22 protein-coding genes are annotated in these 18,899 nt (G+C 64.8%); 15 read left to right on the forward strand and 7 right to left on the reverse strand.

The features are described 5' to 3' along the window. Positions 1-47: 47 nt before the first annotated feature. Entirely contained in the window at positions 48-785 is a 738-nt protein-coding gene (locus OEZ49_RS08470; RefSeq protein ID WP_263387909.1) for a hypothetical protein, read from the reverse strand. Positions 786-1,177: 392 nt separating this feature from the next. On the opposite strand from OEZ49_RS08470, the gene OEZ49_RS08475 reads away from it, so the two are divergent. Then, positions 1,178-2,092, forward strand: a complete 915-nt coding sequence (locus OEZ49_RS08475; RefSeq protein ID WP_263387910.1) for a DMT family transporter — start codon at positions 1,178-1,180, stop codon at positions 2,090-2,092. Here the strand turns inward: OEZ49_RS08475 and OEZ49_RS08480 are convergent. Beyond that, the gene (locus OEZ49_RS08480) at positions 2,037-2,729 is read right to left on the reverse strand and encodes a thiamine diphosphokinase (RefSeq protein WP_263387911.1); all 693 of its coding nucleotides are present in this window, start codon (positions 2,727-2,729) and stop codon (positions 2,037-2,039) included. The two genes, OEZ49_RS08475 and OEZ49_RS08480, sit on opposite strands and share 56 nt — an antisense overlap. Positions 2,730-2,868: 139 nt before the next feature. Between OEZ49_RS08480 and OEZ49_RS08485 the strand changes: the two genes are divergently transcribed. Further along, the gene (locus OEZ49_RS08485) at positions 2,869-4,887 is read left to right on the forward strand and encodes a chemotaxis protein CheA (protein WP_263387912.1); all 2,019 of its coding nucleotides are present in this window, start codon (positions 2,869-2,871) and stop codon (positions 4,885-4,887) included. A 104-nt stretch (positions 4,888-4,991) separates the two neighbouring features. Here the strand turns inward: OEZ49_RS08485 and OEZ49_RS08490 are convergent, their stop codons facing one another. Next, positions 4,992-5,387 carry a DUF6524 family protein gene (locus tag OEZ49_RS08490; RefSeq protein ID WP_263387913.1) on the reverse strand — a complete coding sequence of 132 codons (396 nt, stop codon included), beginning with the start codon at positions 5,385-5,387 and terminating at the stop codon, positions 4,992-4,994. Between the two features lie 159 nt (positions 5,388-5,546). On the opposite strand from OEZ49_RS08490, the gene OEZ49_RS08495 reads away from it, so the two are divergent. Together OEZ49_RS08495 and OEZ49_RS08500 are read left to right on the forward strand one after the other, a co-directional pair. After that, positions 5,547-6,839: an adenylosuccinate synthase gene (locus OEZ49_RS08495; RefSeq protein WP_263387914.1), complete on the forward strand. Its 1,293-nt coding sequence runs from the start codon at positions 5,547-5,549 to the stop codon at positions 6,837-6,839. Further along, positions 6,839-7,072 carry a DUF2842 domain-containing protein gene (locus tag OEZ49_RS08500; protein WP_263387915.1) on the forward strand — a complete coding sequence of 78 codons (234 nt, stop codon included), beginning with the start codon at positions 6,839-6,841 and terminating at the stop codon, positions 7,070-7,072. The genes OEZ49_RS08495 and OEZ49_RS08500 overlap by 1 nt, the downstream gene beginning before the upstream one ends. Here OEZ49_RS08500 and OEZ49_RS08505 read toward each other — a convergent pair whose 3' ends face one another. From OEZ49_RS08505 to nthA, 3 genes are read right to left on the reverse strand one after another with little or no spacing between them, the layout of a single operon-like run. Continuing rightward, entirely contained in the window at positions 7,073-7,405 is a 333-nt protein-coding gene (locus tag OEZ49_RS08505) for a nitrile hydratase accessory protein (RefSeq protein WP_263387916.1), read from the reverse strand. Beyond that, positions 7,402-8,076, reverse strand: coding sequence for a nitrile hydratase subunit beta (gene nthB, locus OEZ49_RS08510; RefSeq protein ID WP_263387917.1), 675 nt, complete (start codon positions 8,074-8,076; stop codon positions 7,402-7,404). Before nthB ends, OEZ49_RS08505 begins: the two co-directional genes overlap by 4 nt. Beyond that, positions 8,073-8,687, reverse strand: a complete 615-nt coding sequence (nthA, locus tag OEZ49_RS08515; protein ID WP_263387918.1) for a nitrile hydratase subunit alpha — start codon at positions 8,685-8,687, stop codon at positions 8,073-8,075. The genes nthB and nthA overlap by 4 nt, the downstream gene beginning before the upstream one ends. Positions 8,688-8,837: 150 nt before the next feature. Between nthA and secG the strand changes: the two genes are divergently transcribed. Further along, the gene (gene secG, locus OEZ49_RS08520; protein WP_263387919.1) at positions 8,838-9,200 is read left to right on the forward strand and encodes a preprotein translocase subunit SecG; all 363 of its coding nucleotides are present in this window, start codon (positions 8,838-8,840) and stop codon (positions 9,198-9,200) included. A gap of 162 nt (positions 9,201-9,362) precedes the next feature. Continuing rightward, positions 9,363-11,006 carry a CTP synthase gene (locus OEZ49_RS08525; RefSeq protein ID WP_263387920.1) on the forward strand — a complete coding sequence of 548 codons (1,644 nt, stop codon included), beginning with the start codon at positions 9,363-9,365 and terminating at the stop codon, positions 11,004-11,006. 186 nt (positions 11,007-11,192) lie between these two features. Here the strand turns inward: OEZ49_RS08525 and OEZ49_RS08530 are convergent, their stop codons facing one another. Further along, positions 11,193-12,236, reverse strand: a complete 1,044-nt coding sequence (locus OEZ49_RS08530; RefSeq protein WP_263387921.1) for a dipeptidase — start codon at positions 12,234-12,236, stop codon at positions 11,193-11,195. A 95-nt stretch (positions 12,237-12,331) separates the two neighbouring features. On the opposite strand from OEZ49_RS08530, the gene OEZ49_RS08535 reads away from it, so the two are divergent. The 9 genes from OEZ49_RS08535 to OEZ49_RS08575 all read left to right on the forward strand — a co-directional run bounded on the left by OEZ49_RS08535 (position 12,332) and on the right by OEZ49_RS08575 (position 18,831). Beyond that, positions 12,332-12,625: a DUF1330 domain-containing protein gene (locus OEZ49_RS08535; RefSeq protein ID WP_263387922.1), complete on the forward strand. Its 294-nt coding sequence runs from the start codon at positions 12,332-12,334 to the stop codon at positions 12,623-12,625. A 42-nt stretch (positions 12,626-12,667) separates the two neighbouring features. Beyond that, the gene (locus tag OEZ49_RS08540) at positions 12,668-13,114 is read left to right on the forward strand and encodes a tellurite resistance TerB family protein (RefSeq protein WP_164132412.1); all 447 of its coding nucleotides are present in this window, start codon (positions 12,668-12,670) and stop codon (positions 13,112-13,114) included. 37 nt (positions 13,115-13,151) lie between these two features. After that, positions 13,152-13,589 (forward strand): tellurite resistance TerB family protein, encoded by a 438-nt coding sequence (locus OEZ49_RS08545; RefSeq protein WP_263387923.1) that lies wholly within the window; start codon positions 13,152-13,154, stop codon positions 13,587-13,589. After that, a complete protein-coding gene (locus tag OEZ49_RS08550) occupies positions 13,586-14,338 on the forward strand; it encodes a phosphate/phosphite/phosphonate ABC transporter substrate-binding protein (RefSeq protein WP_263387924.1) in 753 nt (250 codons plus the stop codon). The genes OEZ49_RS08545 and OEZ49_RS08550 overlap by 4 nt, the downstream gene beginning before the upstream one ends. A 109-nt stretch (positions 14,339-14,447) precedes the next feature. Beyond that, positions 14,448-15,224: an ABC transporter ATP-binding protein gene (locus tag OEZ49_RS08555; RefSeq protein WP_164132415.1), complete on the forward strand. Its 777-nt coding sequence runs from the start codon at positions 14,448-14,450 to the stop codon at positions 15,222-15,224. Positions 15,225-15,261: 37 nt separating this feature from the next. Continuing rightward, complete coding sequence (locus OEZ49_RS08560) at positions 15,262-15,984, forward strand: transporter substrate-binding domain-containing protein (protein ID WP_164132416.1); 723 nt, start codon at positions 15,262-15,264, stop codon at positions 15,982-15,984. Between the two features lie 86 nt (positions 15,985-16,070). Further along, positions 16,071-16,958: an ABC transporter permease gene (locus tag OEZ49_RS08565; RefSeq protein ID WP_164132417.1), complete on the forward strand. Its 888-nt coding sequence runs from the start codon at positions 16,071-16,073 to the stop codon at positions 16,956-16,958. Further along, positions 16,955-17,764 (forward strand): ABC transporter permease, encoded by an 810-nt coding sequence (locus tag OEZ49_RS08570; protein WP_164132418.1) that lies wholly within the window; start codon positions 16,955-16,957, stop codon positions 17,762-17,764. The genes OEZ49_RS08565 and OEZ49_RS08570 overlap by 4 nt, the downstream gene beginning before the upstream one ends. An 8-nt stretch (positions 17,765-17,772) precedes the next feature. Further along, positions 17,773-18,831 carry an NAD(P)/FAD-dependent oxidoreductase gene (locus OEZ49_RS08575; RefSeq protein ID WP_263387925.1) on the forward strand — a complete coding sequence of 353 codons (1,059 nt, stop codon included), beginning with the start codon at positions 17,773-17,775 and terminating at the stop codon, positions 18,829-18,831. Positions 18,832-18,899: the final 68 nt, after the last annotated feature.

The following is an 18,899-nucleotide window of genomic DNA, read 5'->3' on the forward strand; positions in this document are numbered from 1 at the left end:
ATTGGTACTGGTCTGCGGTCTGCGGCTTCGGCAACAGACCGTCCCGCTCAAACCCGCCGGTGACCTTGCACAGACTTGAGCCGAAGACCCAACGCCGAAATCGCCATCACACCCATAATCAGCGCCCAGAATGATGCGGGAATGGGTACCGGAGATATCGGCGGGTTCTTCAAAGGCTCCGGAAACTCGTTACTCTCGGTGAAAATCGGAGGTTCAATATCTCGCGTATTCACGATCGGTCCGCCGGAATCCGGTAGAATTGGTGTCGAAAACACCGCTCCGGTCGGCGTTGGAATTGGTCCGGCAGTGTTGCGGTTCGATGTAGGTCGCAGCGATGTCGGCAAGGGCGTGATCTGAGCGGCAACCGGCAGGGGGGGCGAAAACGCCGGACCTTGCGCGTTCTGATTGACAATCGCCCAGTTCCCGCACGCCTCTAGCCGAACAAACGACCACCCGTTCATCGACCATCCATGCGCAAGCTCCGGCTCGCCCAGATCGGCAACAGTATAGGTTCGGTACGCGACCGGCCGCCCCTTTTTCTGATAGGACATCATCGTGAAAACGTCGCCGTTCTCGACGACAAACGGCTGTGGGTCCGGGGCCGCGATCCGCGCAGCCGCCAACTCGGCGCGCTCAGCCTCGTTCAACTGACCGATAGCCCATTCCTGCGAGCAGGCACCCCTGCACGCGTTCGGACCTGCACCCGACCACCTCGGCAGCGGCGACGCAGTGGCGACCGTGGCCAAGAAGATCGTTGCGGAAAGGGAAACGTAAACGCGGTACAACCTGGTAACCCCAAAACAAAAGAGACTGAAAGAACTTTACCGCATACCTACTCATTCGGTCGCGGCCAATACGTTGGAAAATAGGGGCTATTGTTGCTGATAGAGCCCCAATGACCCGATTGAATTTCGTTTTTCTTCAAATTCGGGACATTCATTGCACATTCGGGGACTCACCCGCACACAAGGCTCCGCCATACCCGGAACAGAGCAGCGCACATCCCAAAACCGACCGGATCGGCATGACCTGCCAAAATCAGAAAGCGCTCACATTAACCTGCGAGCCAACCGCAGGTCCGCAAGACTTGTGGACGTCACGTCCTGGGTCATCCCCCACACGCGCGCGACGTTCGTGCACCCTTGTGTCCTGGCACAGGCGAAACTAGCGTGGCGCAATGACCGCTGACCGCCCCCTTCTCGGCATCTTCCTGATGCTTGGTTTCTGTGTGCTCGCCCCGATGGGCGATGCTCTGGCCAAACTTTTGGGCGGCACCATGCCCACCATGCAGCTTTTGCTTGTGCGCTTCAGTATACAAGCGGTGATCCTTATCCCGCTGGTCCAGGCCACCGGACGCCCCTGGCAATTGCGCGGGCGGCTCCTGCGCCTGACTGCCCTGCGCACCCTGCTGCATATCGTGGGCATCTGGGCCATGTTCACCGCGCTGCAATACCTGCCGCTTGCCGATGCGGTTGCCATCGCCTTTGTCATGCCCTTCATCATGCTGTTGCTGGGCAAATACGTTCTGGGAGAGGAAGTCGGCCCGCGCCGCCTTGGCGCCTGTATCGTGGGGTTCATCGGCACACTTCTGGTGATTCAGCCCAGCTTTGCCGAAGTCGGCCTCCCCGCCCTTCTGCCACTTGTCGTCGCCGTGGTCTTTGCCCTCTTCATGCTGGTCACAAGACAACTGGCCAAAGATACCGACCCGATCGCGCTTCAGGCGGTGTCGGGGGTCATGGCCAGTGTGATCCTCGCCCCGATCCTGCTGCTCGGTCATGCCACTGGGATCGAGGCGCTGACCTTTGTCGCGCCCTCGGGAGAAACGCTCTGGCTGCTCCTCTCCATCGGCGTGCTGGGCACGGCAGCACATCTCTTGATGACCTGGTCGTTGCGCTATGCGCCCTCGGCGACGCTGGCGCCGATGCAGTATCTGGAAATCCCGGTCGCCACCGCAATCGGTTGGCTAATCTTTCGCGACCTGCCCAACGGGCTGGCGGCGCTCGGCATCCTGATCACAATGGCCGCGGGCCTCTATGTCATCCTGCGCGAGCAGGCCACCGCCCGCAGCGCGGCGACAGGAACCAGCGGATAACCCCGTCCAGCGCCCCGCGCGGCACCATCGCCAGCAACCCCGGCCCCGCCGCCTCGATCGCGATCGGCCCGGTCGCCCGGTTCGAGGTTCCGATCGGACCGTCGGGCGCCATCTGCAGGCCCGCCAACGGCCAGTGCAACCCCTCGGACCGGGCTGTCACCGGCGCCATTGGAAACACCGAGACCACATCACCCGGCACCAGATTCAGCTCCAGCCGCGGCGGCAGGTGAAAGATCGCCTCGACCGCACCGATCAGCACACAAGGGCGATCCGCATGCCGCACCAATGCGTTGAACGTCGCCAGCTGGTGATCCACCCGCGCGCCTAGAAAGCCCACCCCCAACACCAGCGGCGCCGTGACATGGCGCAGCGCCTTGTCGAAATCGGTGCTGTCTTGTTCCGGGACCTTGTGCAGCCGCTCCTCAGGAATATGCACCCGGTGCAGCGCCGGCAGACTGTCCATATCCCCGATCACCGCATCGGGCATCCGCCCCTGCGCCAGCGCCGCCAGCACGCCACTATCGGCGGCGACCAGCGTTCTGGCGCGCTCAAGCGCCAGATCCAGGTCGCCAGCGCCGATCTCGCCGCCCCCTATCAGGGTTACCGGTTCCGAAGTATCAACAATCGGGGTATTCATGGCTGAATTGTCGCCCTTTCAGGAAGCAGGACATATTGTAGTCACAAAATGATACGGTCATTTGCACAGAATCGGGCCGAAATTGACGCCCAAGGGATGGTAAACGCTTAGGCACAACTATGTAGAGGACGAGCATCCCATGGTACAGAACAACAAGGTCTTGACCGTCTCCTATGGGACGTTCTCCTGTACCCTCGAAGGGTTCGAGGATTCCTTCGATACGATGAAGGCCATTGCCGAGTACTTCCGGGACCTGGCCGCCGACGACCGCTATTTCGGCGCCGAACCGCCGCAACCCGATGCCGAGATGCTGGCGCGAATCGCCCAGCGCGAGATCGCCCGCCAGGTCGAGGCGCGGCGCGACGCGACCGGCATTGTCCTGCGCGCAGCCGAACCCGCGACCGCTGCTGTCGCCCCTGCCGCTACCGCCGCCCCCGCCGCCGAACCCGCTCCTAAGGCCGAAGCCGAAGCGCTCGCCGAGCCGGTGAACGAAGAAGCACCTGTTGCGGAGACCGCAGCCGCCCCGGCGCCCGAAGCGGAAACCGCAGTGGAAGAGGCCCCCGCCGAGGAAATGGTCGAAGAGGTCGCAGCCGAAGAGCGCGCCGCCGAGCCGGTCGAAGCCGAGGCCGCCGATGCCGTTGAAGATGAAGCGGAGGAAAACGGCACGGCCGACATCCTGGCCAGCGTCGCCGCCCACGACATCGAAGAGGATGAGCCGCAGGACACCGCCAAGGAAGAGGCCGAAGTCGCCGAATGGGCCGAGCCCGAGACCTTCGAGTCCGAGCCGGTGGAGGCGGAGGCTTTCGAAGCCGAGCCGGTGGAACAGACCCCGCCTGCCGCCGATTCGATAGCCGCCAAGCTTCAGCGCATCCGCGCAGTAGTCTCGCGCAACGAACAGGCCGCCCGCAACGAAGAGGACTTCTCGGAAGACGAGCACGCTGATGCCGTATCGGCCGAGGTCACCGTTTCCGAAGCAGTCGCGGATATCACCGCCGCGATTGAGGCGGATGACGAGTATGAAGAGTTCTATGACGAAGGCGAAGACGAAGACGAAGACGAGGCCGTAGTGCCCGCTGCTGCCATGACCGCCGACTGGGATACAGACGAGGAGGCGGCAGATGCGGACGACAGCGACGAACCCTTGGTCGCTCCGGCCCCAAGCGCGACCATCCGCGTGACCAAGATCAGACGCACCGAAATCGAGCAGCAGGAAGCCCGACTGCAACCCGAAAAGGCAGGATCGCTGTCTGCCGAGGACGAGGAAGACCTTCTGCGTGAGCTTGCTGCTGTCGAAGCCGAATATTTCTCGGACCGTGAAGAAGACGCGGACGAAGAGCGAGACGAGGACCAGGACACCGATGACCGCGCTTCGATCTTTGACGAGGCCGACGACGAAGACGACACCCCGTTCGGTGATGAAGAAGCCTCCATTTTCGGTGCCGATGACGCAGCAGACCTCACCGATCAGTTCGATGACGAGGATGACAACGCGGGCGAGGATGACATCTCGCGCCTGATGGCCCGCGCCGACGAGAAACTCGGAGACCCCGAACTGTCGAGCAATCGCGAAACGTACTCGCAGATGCGCGGCGCCATCGCGGCAGCCCAGGCCGAGAAATCCGCTGGGGGTACATTTGGCACCCGCACCGACGATAACGAGTATCGCTCCGACCTGGCCGAGGTCGTTCGCCCGCGTCGTCCTGTGGCAACAGCGCAGACCCCGCGCGCCCGCGAGGATGTGCGCCCGGCACCCTTGAAACTGGTGGCCGAACAGCGCATCGACACACCGCGCGCGGCCGCCTCGCGCGGCCCGGTCCTCCCCCGCCGCGTGGCCAGCCTGGTGTCCGAGGACGCCCCCGCCGCGGCGGTCGAAGGCAGCTTTGCCGAATTCGTCGCCGAAACCGGGGCCAGTGGATTGCACGAACTGCTTGAAGCGGCGGCCGCCTATATGTCCTTCGTCGAAAATCGCGACCACTTCTCGCGGCCACAGCTGATGAACAAGGTGCGCCAGCTCGACGATCAGGAGTTCAACCGCGAGGACGGCTTGCGCTCCTTCGGCCAACTCCTGCGCGAGGGCAAGCTGAAGAAAACCTCCAATGGCCTCTTCACTGCCTCAGGCCAGATCGGGTTCCGCCCCGACAAACGCGCCGCCGGATAATCGAACCGGCAGAAATGCAAAACGGCGCCCGTCAGGCGCCGTTTTTCTTTGCGCCATCACCGCGGCGCTATCATCTCCTTTGCGGAAACGCCGCAGCAACAGCCTTATTCGTCAACATCGTCCACATCCGCCTGCCCGGCGAGCGCCCGGCGCACATGGCTCCAGCTCAGGCCGACCCCCAGCACGACCGACAGCGCCAGGATGCCCAGCCAGACATTCGCGGTGTTGTTGTCCAGATGCAGCAGGCCGAAATCGAACAGCACCCACAACAGCGACGCCACCAGCGACAGCACCAGCGCCATGCCAAATGGCCCGATCGACCGCAACGTGGCGCGGATATAGATGATGTACCCGATCGACAGAACCAATCCCATGAACACGGCCACCGAAAGATGGGTCTGATAATGTTCATACGTCCAATGCACGAAGTTGAGTTCCGTCGGGTTGTAGGTCAGCGCCAACAACGCGAAGGCAAAGAACCACCTCAGGAAAACGCCCATATGTCCATACCGCCTTCTTCTTTTTTTACCGCAGAAAATCGCTCAAACGCACGAATCTGTCCAGTGTTTCAGATCACATGCGTCGAAATTGCGGTTTCCCTGTCGCGCGCGCATCGGTATATGGGCGCGGGTTTGTAACACCAAGCAAAAGGACCGGATATGGCCAACGTCGTCGTTGTCGGCGCCCAGTGGGGCGACGAAGGTAAAGGCAAGATCGTGGATTGGCTCAGCGAGCGCGCCGATGTGATCGCGCGCTTTCAGGGCGGCCACAATGCCGGCCATACGCTGGTGATCGACGGCCAGGTCTACAAGCTACACGCGCTGCCCTCGGGCGTGGTGCGCGGCGGCAAGCTATCGGTCATCGGCAACGGCGTGGTTCTGGATCCCTGGCATCTGGTCAAGGAGATCGCCACCATCCGCGATCAGGGCATCGAGATCACCCCCGAAACCCTGATGATCGCCGAGAATACGCCGCTGATTCTGCCCTTCCACGGCGAGCTTGACCGCGCCCGCGAAAATCAGAATTCGGTGGCCAAGATCGGTACCACCGGGCGCGGCATCGGCCCCGCTTACGAGGACAAGGTTGGCCGCCGCGTGATCCGCGTCGCCGATCTGGCCGATGCCGCAACGCTGGAACTGCGCGTCGACCGGGCGCTGGTACACCACAACGCGCTGCGCTCGGGTCTGGGTCTGGGCTCGATCGACCGCGACGCGCTGCTGGCCGCACTGCGCGAGATCGCACCGCAGATCCTGCCCTTTGCCGCCCCGGTCTGGAAGGTGCTGAACGAGAAACGCAAGGCTGGCAAGCGGATCCTGTTCGAAGGGGCGCAGGGCGCGCTTCTGGATATTGACTTTGGCACCTATCCCTTTGTCACCTCCTCGAACGTGATCGCAGGTCAGGCCGCAACCGGCGTCGGCATCGGCCCCGGCGCGATCAACTATGTGCTGGGCATCGTCAAGGCCTATACCACCCGGGTCGGCGAAGGCCCTTTCCCGACCGAGCTGCATGACGACGATGGCGAGCGTCTGGGGACCCGTGGCCATGAATTCGGCACCACCACCGGGCGCAAGCGGCGCTGCGGCTGGTTCGATGCCGCGCTCCTGCGCCAGACCTGCGCCACCAGCGGCATCAACGGCATCGCGCTGACCAAGCTTGACGTGCTCGACGGGTTCGAGACGCTGAAAATCTGCGTCGGCTACGATCTGGACGGCACCCGGCTCGATTACCTGCCCACCGCCGCCGACCAACAGGCGCGCTGCACGCCCATCTACGAGGAAATGCCCGGCTGGTCCGAATCCACCGAAGGCGCCCGCAGCTGGGCCGACCTGCCCGCCAATGCGATCAAATATGTCCGCCGCGTCGAGGAACTGATCGACTGCCCGGTCGCCATGGTCTCGACCAGCCCGGAGCGGGAGGACACCATCCTGGTGACCGACCCGTTCGCCGACTGATGGCGCTGAGTTACAAGGCCCGCCGCCGCTGGGCACTGGTGATTCTGCTCGTGGGGCTGCCGCTCTACGTGGTGGTGGCGGTGACCCTGACCGACTGGTTGCGCGCCCGGTTCGATGGGCTGCCGATGCTGGTGGAACTGGCGGTGTTCGTGGGTCTCGGCATCCTTTGGGCGCTGCCGTTCAAGGCCGTGTTTCGCGGGATCGGTCAGGCCGACCCCGACGACAAGGGCTGATCACTCGGCCAGCCGCACCGGCTGGCCATGCGGCGTCGACAGATAGGCGTGTTCCCAGGCCGCGCGCATCCGCGCGCGCTCCTCGGGCGCGGCTTCTCCCTCCTCGCTCAAGAGCGTCTCCAACGTCTCTAGCCAGGCGTTGAAGTAATCCTCGCCCCCGTCCAGGTCGCGCGACACTCCATGTTGCGCCAGCATGGCCGAGAAGCGGTCGACCCACTCGGCCCAGGTGAACCGTCCGGCCTCGTTCAGATGCACCGTCAGGGCAAAGACCTGCGCATGCCAGGGCTCGGCAAAGACCGGCTCGGGCGCGGCGATATCGGGGCACTCGCTCATGCCGGCTCCAGGTAACTTTGCCAGAGATCCAGCACCACCTCGTCCCCCGGCGCCTCGGGGTCGGCCCAAAGCTCCGAGGCCGGAAAAGCCACCGCATACAGCGGCTCGGGCGCCTCGCCCAGCCGGTGGGCGCTGCTGTCGGGAAACACATGGCTGCCGTGTTTCAGCACGATCCGCCCGCGCGCGCCCGCCGCATAGGCGGGCAGCCGCGTATGGCCGCCATCGACCAGTCGGTTGGCCGCCGGGCGCAGGGTGCGAACCATCTGTCCGACCTCGAACCGCGCCGCCACGTTCGACGGGCGGTCCGCCGGACCGCCACGCGCCAGCACGCCCGCGACCGCCTCGGCCTTCATCGCGCGCCCGGCCAGCGGGTGAACCCCTGCCGCGCCGCCTCCGCGCAGGTCATCCACGGTCAACACCCCGGTCTCGACCAGCAGATCGGCCAGCGCCGCGATCCATTTCTCGAAATAGCTGAAGCGGCCATAATCCGCCGGTGACAGCCGCTCGCGCGCATGGCGCGAGACGTCGATGTTCCACTGTCCCAGAGACCCCGCCGCCACGGTCAGCGCCAAGGCCCGCGCCTGCCAGTCGCCCAAGCGCGGGATACCATCGGCCTCGGGCGTGATGGCGCCATCGCCAAACCGCCCGCCCATGTCATGCACCCGCGTCATGCCGGCACCCGCGCCAGCCCGGTGCCGATCATGCTGTCGCGCGTCACCAGCGCGGCCAGCGCCTCCTCGTCCAGACCCTCGCTCCCCTCGGGCCGCATCGGCAGCACCAGATAGCGGATCTCGGCCGTCGAATCCCACACCCGCACGGCGGTCCCCTCGGGCAGGACCACCCCGAACTCGGCCAGCACCTTGCGCGGCTCGCGCACCGCGCGCGAGCGATAGGCGTCGGACTTGTACCAGCCCGGCGGAATGCCCAACAGCGGCCAAGGATAGCAACTGCACAGGGTGCAGACGACCATGTTATGGGTCTCGGGCGTGTTCTCGACCACGACCATGTGTTCACCCTGCCGTCCGTAGTACCCCAGCTCGGTCAACAAAGGCATCGGATCGGCCAACAGCGCCGCCTTGAACGCCGGATCGGCCCAGGCGCGGGCGACGACACGCGCCCCGTTCTGCGGCCCGATGCGATTCTGGTAAGTGTCGATGATCTCGTCCAGAGCGGCCGGATCGATCAGCCCCTTGCGGGTCAGGATCGTCTCCAAAGCCTTGACGCGCAGCGCCGGGTCCGGGGGGAGAAGGGAATGCGGGTGGTCGTGATGGTCATGTGGCATACGGCGAAGACTGCCGCGCGCGTCCGAGCCTGTCCAGCCTCTTTACCGTGATGAAGGGTATTACCAAAGGTGATCCAAACTCGCGGCTTGCCCCTGCGGGCAAACTTGCATAGATACCACGCGATACTCGCCACCGGCCGCAGGAACACCATGGAAAACGTCGTCCTTATCATTCACCTTCTCCTGGCTCTGGGCCTGATCGCCGTCGTCCTGATGCAGCGGTCCGAAGGTGGCGGCCTGGGCATGGGCGGCGGCGGCGGCGCTATGACCGGCCGCGCGGCCGCAACCGCGCTCAGCAAGGTGACCTGGGTTCTGGCTATCGCGTTCATCGTGACCTCGATCACCCTGACCGTGATCGCGGCGCAAAAGGCATCCGGCACCTCGGTCATCGACCGTCTGGGCGTTCCCGCGCCTGCGGCATCCGAGCCGGCCACACCCAACGTTCCGGCAGGCAGCGACCTGTTGCCGCCCAGCACGGGCGACAATGTACCCCTGGTGCCCAAGGCCGACTGATCTACAACAGTTTGCATTCCTGGTGAGGGCCGCAACAGCATCTTGCGGTTCTCTTGCGCAATTGGCGCGAATCCTTTATACGTGAAGTCCCGTGATGCTGCGGTTTTTCCAAAACCGCCGGGCAGCTGATTTATGACTTCTCACGGGGGCAGCCGAACACTCATGGCGCGTTTCATCTTCATCACCGGCGGTGTCGTTTCTTCGCTTGGCAAGGGTCTGGCCTCGGCCGCATTGGGGGCACTGCTGCAAGCGCGCGGCTTCTCGGTTCGCCTGCGCAAGCTTGACCCCTATCTGAACGTCGATCCGGGCACCATGTCGCCCTTTGAACATGGCGAGGTCTTTGTCACCGATGACGGCGCCGAGACCGATCTGGATCTCGGACATTACGAACGCTTCACCGGGGTGGCCGCGCGCAAAACGGACTCGGTCAGCTCGGGCCGGATCTATTCCAACGTGCTGGAGAAGGAACGCCGCGGCGACTACCTTGGCAAGACCATCCAGGTGATCCCGCACGTCACCAACGAGATCAAGGATTTCATCTCGATCGGCGAGGATGAGGTCGATTTCATGCTCTGCGAGATCGGCGGCACCGTCGGCGATATCGAGGGCCTGCCCTTCTTCGAGGCGATCCGCCAGTTTTCCCAGGACAAGCCGCGCGGCCAGTGCATCTTCATGCACCTCACCCTGCTGCCCTATATCAAGGCCAGCGGCGAGCTCAAAACCAAGCCCACTCAGCACTCGGTCAAGGAGCTGCGCTCCATCGGCATCGCCCCCGATATCCTCGTCTGCCGCTCCGAAGGGCCGATCCCGCAAAAGGAACGCGAGAAACTGGCGCTTTTCTGCAACGTCCGCCCCGAGGCGGTGATCGCCGCGCAGGATCTCTCGACCATCTACGACGCGCCGCTGGCCTATCATGCCGAGGGGCTCGATCAGGCGGTGCTGGACGCGTTCCAGATCAGCCCGGCGCCCAAGCCGGACCTGACGAAATGGGAAGACGTCAGCGACCGCATCCACAACCCCGAGGGTGAGGTCAAGGTCGCCATCGTCGGCAAGTACACCCAACTCGAGGACGCCTATAAGTCCATCGCCGAGGCGCTGACCCACGGCGGCATGGCCAATCGGGTCAAGGTCAGGATCGAATGGGTCGATGCCGAGATATTCGACCGCGAGGATCCCGCGCCCTATCTCGAAGGCTTCCATGCCATCCTGGTGCCCGGCGGCTTTGGCGAACGCGGCACCGAGGGCAAGATCAAGGCGGCACAATATGCCCGCGAACACCAGGTGCCCTATCTGGGCATCTGCCTCGGCATGCAGATGGCGGTGATCGAGGCGGCGCGCAACGTCGCGGGCATGGCCAGCGCCGGATCCGAGGAGTTCGACCACGAGGCCGGCGCCAAACGGTTCGAGCCGGTGGTCTATCACCTCAAGGAATGGGTGCAGGGCAATTACAAGGTCAGCCGCAAGGTCGATGACGACAAGGGCGGCACCATGCGGCTCGGCGCCTATGACGCGGTGCTGGCCGAAGGTTCGAAAGTGGCCGAGGTCTATGGCGCCTGCAACATCGAGGAACGCCACCGCCACCGCTACGAGGTGGATATCAAGTACCGCGACAAGCTGGAAAAGGCGGGGCTGCGGTTCTCCGGCATGTCGCCCGACGGGCGCCTGCCCGAAATCGTGGAATGGGCGGATCATCCGTGGTTCATCGGGGTTCAGTATCACCCCGAACTGAAATCGAAACCCTTTGCACCACATCCGCTATTTGCCGATTTCGTGCGCGCGGCCAAGGAAAGCTCGCGCCTGGTCTGATCGGGGGATGGGGGCTCTGCCCCCGTCGCCTTCGGCGCCTCCCCCGGGATACTTTCAGCAAGAGGAAAGTACAGGAAGCAATCCTGCTTCTTTCTGGTTCGAAATACTCCGGAGCGCGAGGCAGCGCCTCGCATCCCGCGCCGCAGGCGCCAAAACAGGTGAGCGCGCCGCAGGCGCACCTTGTTATCAGGGCCGGGTTTCGCGCCAGACGTCCGACAGCACCCGCATCCAGTTGCCCCAGCAGATCCGCTCGATCCGGGTCGGCGTGTAGCCGTGCTGCTCCATCGCCTGTACCAGCACCGGCAGCTTGTCGACCGAGTTCAGCCATTTGGGCGGCGTGCAGCCGTCGAAATCCGAGCCCAGCCCGACGCCTTCCTCGCCCAGCCGGTCGATCAGGTGATCGAGTTGCGCCAGCAGGAAGGCGGGCGGAATGTCGTCATCCGGCCGCCCGTCCGGCCGCACGAAGGTGGATTCGAAATTCAGCCCGGCCAGGCCACCGCTGTCGGCCATGATCCGCAGCTGTTCGTCGGTCAGATTGCGGGCATGCGGCACCACCGCATGAGCATTGGAATGGGTCGCCACCAGCGGGCGTTTCGAGATCGCCGCCACATCGCGGAACCCCGCCAGGTTCAGGTGGCTGAGATCGACGAGAATGCCCATCTCCTCGCAGCGCGCGATCAGCGCGCGGCCGCGCTCGGTCAGGCCCGGCCCGATATCGGGGCCCGAAGGATAGCGGAACGGCACACCGTGGCCAAAGACATTGGGCCGGCTCCAGACCGGCCCGAGCGAGCGCAGGCCCAGCGCGTAGAGTTCCTCGAGTTCGTAGAAATCGGGCCCGATTCCCTCGGCCCCCTCCAGATGCAGGATCGCCGACAGCACGCCATCGGCCCGGGCGCGGGCGATCTGGGTGCTGCTGGTGCAGATGCGCAGCGCGCCCAGCTCCTCCAGCGCCACCAGCGTGTCCGCCTGCGCCCGGATCATCTCCCAGGCCTGCGCATCCGGCACCGGATCGGGCAGCGACACGTCGTATTCGGCGCCAAGCATGCTGAAATCGGTAAAACCGTCGGATCGGGACCAGAGCGCGAAGAACCCGCCGCCAAAGCCGCCGGCCTGCGCCCGCGGCAGGTCCATCTGGCCGGGCAACCCGGTCAGGAACCCCGGCGCCGCGGCCCGCCCGCCGACCCGGCTCAGCTCGGTGAGCACGTCGTTATGTCCGTCGAATGTCAGCATCTCGTCCCACTTTGCCGAATTCGCCGCACCGCACAAGCGGGATTGCGCAGCCGCGCGTTCCCCGGCAGGTTGACCGCACATTGAAGGAGCGAAAGATGACCAAGGGATACTGGGTCGCCCATGTGGATGTGAACGATATCGAAACCTACAAGACCTACATCGCCGCCAATGCCGCCCCCTTTGCCGAATATGGCGCCCGCTTCCTGGTGCGTGGCGGCGCCTATGAACAGACCGAAGGCCATTGCCGCGCCCGCACCGTGGTGATCGAATTTCCCAGTTACGAGGCCGCGCTCGCCTGTTACCGCAGCCCGGGCTACCAGGCCGCCAAGGCGCTGCGCGATCCGGTCTCGACTGGCGACATGGTGATCATCCAGGGCTATGACGGGTAGTTCGCGCTTGGCGACCCGCTAGATATGGGGTAAATTCCCGCCATGCTTAAAAAGTTGTTCCAGGCCTTCCGGCCGCCCGCGCCCACACAACTGCCCGATCCCGACGCCGAACTGGCGCTCGGCGCGCTGCTGGTGCGCGTGGCCAAGGCGGATCGCGATTATCAGGTCGAAGAGATCAGCCTGATCGACCGCATCCTGGCGCGCCTCTACCAGCATAACGCGATCGAGGCCGCCAAGGTCCGCGCCACCTGCGAGAAACTGCATGCCGCAGCCCCCGAAACCGACACGTTCGGTCGGCTGATCCGCGAGACCACCGGGCTCGAGGAACGCCTGGCCGCGCTCGACGCGCTGTGGGAGGTGGTCCTGGCCGACAACGAGGAACGTGAAGGCGAGGTCAAGATCGTCGAGGAGGCGCGCATCGCGATGGGTCTCAGCCGCAAGGACAGCGACGACGCCCGCGCCCGGATTCTGGCCCGCCGCAACGGCTGATCTTGGCGCGGCCAACATCCCGCCCTATAGCTTGAACATGTTTCGCGATTTCCTGAACCGGCTGTCCCAGCCGCAGCCCGACCCCCTGACCGAAGACGACGCCCGCCTGGCGCTGACCGCGCTCTTGGTCCGCATCGCCCGGTCCGACAACGACTATGCCCCGGCCGAGGTGGCCCGGATCGACCGGATCACCGCCCGGCGATATGGCCTTTCGCCGTTCGAGGCCACCGCCTTGCGCGCCCGCGCCGAAACGCTTGAATCCGAGGCGCCCGATACCGTCCGCTTCACCCGCGCCATCAAGGATGCGGTCGCCTACGAAGACCGCCGCGCCGTGGTCGAAGCCGCCTGGTCGGTGGCGCTGGCCGACGGCCAGCGCAGCGGCGAGGAGGATGCGCTGATGCGGCTGGTGGCCAGCCTGCTGGGCGTCAACGACCTGGATTCGGCACTCGCTCGGCAAATGGCGGCGCAGCAATGACCGCGATGCTCGGCATGTATGACATGCCCGCCATCCAGGACGTCAACGACCGGTTCTGGTCGCTGATTCGCACCGAACTGGGCACTGGCCCCGACCGGCTCGACCGTGACCGGGATGTCTGGGAGATCTGGCAGGACCCCGCGCTGGTGCTGGCGCAGACCTGCGGCATGCCCTTTCGCACCCGCCTGCACCAAACCGTGCAACTCGTGGGAACGCCGGATTACGGCCTGCCCGGCTGTCCGCCCGGGCATTACTGCTCGGTCTTCGTGGCGCGCGCCGGGGATGACCGCGATCTGGCGGCGCTGGCCGAGGGGGTCTTTGCCTATAACGAGGCGCTGTCGCAATCGGGCTGGGCAGCGCCCGTCAGCCATCTTCTGGCGCTTGGCCTGCATCCCGGACATCCGCAACAATCCGGCGCCCATGCCCTGTCGGCGCGGGCGGTGGTGGACGGGTCCGCCGATCTCGCAGCACTCGATGCGCTGACCTGGGAGCTGCTGTGCGAACATACCGACCTCGGCCCGCGCCTGCGCGAGGTGGCCCACACCGCGCCCACGCCGACCCTGCCCTATATCACCGCACCGGGCCGTGACGCCCCGGCCATTGCCCGCGCGGTGCGTGCGGCAATCGCGAATCTGGCCCCCGCCGACCGCGCCGCCCTGCATCTCAGGGGGCTGGTCGACATCCCCGCGGCCGCCTATCTGGCGGTCCCCAACCCGCCCGCACCGGACGCATTTCGCCCCCAAGACTGACCATTTCGGCAGCTTCACTGCGCAAACCGTCGTTTTGAACGTTGCAATATGCCGAAAATTCGGACCTAGTTACGCTCTGACAACAAGAACAAAAGCACCGGGACACCACGTGACAGACAATCCCCCCGTCATCCAGATCAAGGACCTTCACAAGGCATTTGGCCAGCTTGAAGTACTCAAGGGCGTCGACATCACCGCCCGTCGCGGCGACGTCGTGTCGCTGATCGGATCGTCCGGTTCGGGGAAATCCACGCTGCTCCGCTGCTGCAACCTGCTCGAGGACAGCCAGCAGGGCGAGATCATCTTCAACGGTGAACCAGTCCACTGGGTCGGCCAGGGCTCCAACCGCCGCCCGGCGGACCCCAAGCAGGTGCTGCGCATCCGCACCAACCTCAGCATGGTGTTCCAGCAGTTCAACCTGTGGGCTCATATGACCATCCTGCAAAACGTGATGGAGGCGCCGCTGCACGTGCTGGGCCGCGACCGGCGCGAGGTCGAGGACAGCGCCCGCCGCTATCTCGACAAGGTCGGCATCGGCGACAAATGCGACAACTACCCGGCGCAGCTCTCGGGCGGCCAGCAACAGCGCGCCGCCATCGCGCGCGGCCTGTGCATGGAGCCGCAGGCGCTCTTGTTCGACGAACCGACCTCGGCGCTCGACCCCGAGCTGGAGCAGGAGGTGATCCGCGTGATCAAGGACCTCGCCGCCGAGGGCCGCACCATGATCATCGTCACCCATGACATGAAGATGGCCGCAGATATCTCGTCCCATGTGGTGTTTCTCCACCAGGGACTGATCGAGGAAGAAGGCTCTGCCGAAGAGATTTTCGGCGCGGCCCGATCCGAACGCCTGCGGGGCTTCCTTTCCGCCACCCAGGCCGCATAAACTCAAAAACACCAAACTCTAAGGGGAGTGTCTCACAATGAAAAAACTGATTCTGACCGCCGCCGCCCTGGCGCTCACCGCCGGCATGGGCATGGCCCAGACCGTGCGCATGGGGACCGAGGGCGCCTACCCTCCGTACAACTTCATCAACGACAAGGGCGAAGTTGACGGGTTCGAGCGCGAACTGGGCGACGAGCTCTGCAAGCGCGCCGAACTGACCTGCGAATGGGTCAAGAACGACTGGGATTCGATCATCCCGAACCTGGTGTCGGGCAACTACGACACCATCATCGCCGGCATGTCGATCACCGACGAGCGCGATGAGGTGATCGACTTCACCCAGAACTACCTGCCGCCGACCGCCTCGGCCTATGTCGCCACCTCCGAAGGCGCCGACCTGTCGGGCGTCGTCTCGGCCCAGACCGCCACCATCCAGGCCGGTTACATCGCCGAAAGCGGCGCCACCCTGGTCGAGTTCGCAACGCCCGAGGAAACCATCGCCGCCGTCCGCAACGGCGAGGCCGATGCCGTGTTTGCCGACAAGGACTACCTGGTGCCGCTGGTCGAGGAATCGGGCGGCGAGCTGATGTTCGTGGGCGATGACGTGCCGCTGGGCGGCGGCGTCGGCATGGGCCTGCGCGAAAGCGACGGCGAGCTGCGCGGCAAGTTCGACGCGGCGATCACCTCGATGAAAGAGGACGGCACGCTGAACGCGATGATCAAGAAGTGGTTCGGCGAAAACGCCGCCATCTACGAATAATCCCGTCAGGGGCGGGGCGGCCTTCGTCGAAGGCCGCCCCGCCCCCCGCGCGCCATCGCCGCGCCACGCCCCGCAAAGGCTCTCCGATGTTTTCCTACTGCGCTGATCCCGACACGCTTGGCACCTTTCGCTGGTTCTCGTGCTACCTGACCAACGGCGTGCACCTGTCGTTTTACATGTCCTTCATCAAGGTGCTGCTGCTGCTGTTCATCACCGCGCCCGTGGCGCTGGCGGTGGGTTTTGGCGGCGCCATGGCCACCCGGGCGCACCTGGCCCCGGTCCGCTGGCTGGGCGAGGGCTATATCGCGATCATGCGCGGCGTTCCCGATATCGCCTTCTTCCTGTTCTTCGTGATCGCGCTCGACCAGGCCTTTGAATGGACCCGCCACCAGGTCCTCTGCCCCGAATGGACCGACCCGATCCGCCAGGGCAACGACTTCCTCGTCTGCCCCGCCGCCAAGCTGCCGCTTGGCACGGCGCCCGAATGGGTGCATCAGAGCTATTCCTTCTTCCTCGCCGTCATCACCTTTGCCATCGTCTTCGGCGCCTTTGCCGCCAACGTGCTGCGCGGCGGCATGCGCGCCGTGCCGCATGCCCAGCTGGAAACCGCCGCCGCCTATGGCATGTCCCGGCGCCAGACCTTCTGGCGCATCCTCGTCCCGCAGATGTGGATCTATGCCCTGCCCGGCCTGTCGAACCTTTGGCTCATCCTGATCAAGGCAACCCCGCTGCTGTTCCTGCTGGGGATCGAGGATATCGTCTATTGGGCGCGCGAGATCGGCGGCACCAAGACCTCGAAATTCACCAGCTATCCGCATGACGACTGGCGCATGTGGTACTTCCTGTTCCTGCTGGTCTTCTATCTCAGCTTCACCCGCATCTCTGAAATCCTGCTGGAAAAACTGACCGTGCGCCTCAGCCACGGCCAGGCCACCACCGGCGGCGAGGCCCTGCGCAAGGAGGCCGCGGCATGAAATCCTGTATCGACACCATCCAGGACTATGGCCTGCGCTCGATCGGTATCGGCGAACGGCTCTTGCCGAAATCCGACTTCACGCTCTGTGAACAGTTCACCCTGATCGGCTCGGGCATGATCTGGAACATCTATTTCGGCCTGATGGCGCTGGTCACCGGCTATTTTCTGGCCGTTACCCTGGCGCTTGGCAAAAGCTCGTCGAACCGCTGGGCGCGCAAACCGGCGGAATGGTTCATCTTCGTCTTCCGCGGCTCGCCCCTCTTCATCCAGTTCTTCTTTGCCTATTTCTTCTTCCTGTCGCTGAAGAAGAGCTATCCGATGTTCGATATGCTGACCTCGGCCTGGGCCGGGGCGCTGATCGTGCTGTTCATGAACACCGCCGCCTATTCGGCCGAGATCTTCTATGGCGCGCTGCGCACGATCCCCAAGGGCGATGTCGAGGCCGCCGACGCCTATGGCATGAGCGGCTGGCCCCGCTTCCGCCGCATCGTCTGGCCCACCATGATGCGGCTGGCCTGGCCCGCCTACACGAACGAGGCGATCTTTCTCTTTCACGCCACAACGCTGGTCTTCTTCTCGGCCTTCCCGGCCTGGCAACAGCGCGGCGATGCGCTTTATTACGCCAGCTATTTCGCCGACAAGACCTTCAACCCCTTCGTCCCCTACCCTATCCTGGCCTTCTACTTCATCCTGCTGACGCTGACCGTGGTGGGCGTGTTCGGCGTGATCAACACCAGGCTCAACCGTCACCTTCCGGCGGAACGGCGTGCAAAGATGCGCTTCCGCCTCACCCTCGCCCGCTGAGGTCCCGCATGCATGTCGTGGTGATCGGCGCCGGGATTGTCGGCGCCTCCATTGCCGATCAGCTCGCCGCGCGCGGCGCGCGCGTTACCGTGATCGACCGCGCGGGTCCCGGCGCCGGGGCCTCGGGCATGTCATTCGGCTGGATCAACGCCGCCGCGTCAGAGAGCGACAGCTACTTCCGTTTCCGGCTCGCGGCGGTCGCGCGTTTTCGCACGCTCTGCGACACGCTCGACCTGTCGGATGCGGTCACCTGGAAAGGCTGCATCTGGTGGGAGGACGAAGGCGAAGCCTTCGAGACCCATCTCGATGCGATGGCGCGCTGGGGCTACGACGTCTCGCTGATCGGCCCGGACGAGTTCACCCGGCTGGAACCCAATGTCGCCAACCCGCCCGAACGGGCGATCTGGTGCCCTTCCGAAGGGGCGGCCGAACCCGACAAGGTGGCACGCGCGCTGCTGCGCCGGGCAACCGCCAATGGCGCCCGCCTGATCCTGGGGCGTGAGGTGACCGGGCTCACGCGCACCGGCGACCGGGTGACGGGGATCGAAACCGACCTTGGCCCGATGTCCGCCGATCTCGTGATCGTCGCCGCCGGCATCCGCTCCGGCATGCTGACCGGCCTGCCGATGAGCAACCGCCCTGGCCTGATTCTGCGCACCGCCCCCATCGCCCCGGTGATCAGCCGCATCGTCATGTCCTCGGACATCCATTTCCGTCAGGCCAGCGACGGTCGTCTCTACCTGGGCGAGATATTCTCGGGTGGCATCGCCACCGAGACGCTCGATTTCGCCAGCGGCCTGATCGACGAGCTGATGGCCCGCCTGCACCGCCGCCTGCCCGGCGTCGCGGACCTGCATCTGGAACAGGCCGCCCTGGGCACCCGCCCGGTCCCCGCCGACGGCTTTCCCGCCATCGGTCCCGTGCCCGGCCAAGATGGGCTCTACCTTGCCACCATGCACAGCGGCGTCACCCTCGGCCCTCTGGTGGGCGAGCTTGTCGCGCGCGAGGTGGTGGAGCAGGACAGCGACCCGCTGCTGGACCTCTACCGCCCGGAACGGTTCTTCTGAACCCCTGAAGCCTTGGTACAAAACGGTCAATTCACCCCTTAATGGCCCTACAAAACGGTCAATTCCGG

Source organism: Ruegeria marisflavi (assembly GCF_025673445.1).
Lineage (GTDB): Bacteria > Pseudomonadota > Alphaproteobacteria > Rhodobacterales > Rhodobacteraceae > Ruegeria_B > Ruegeria_B marisflavi.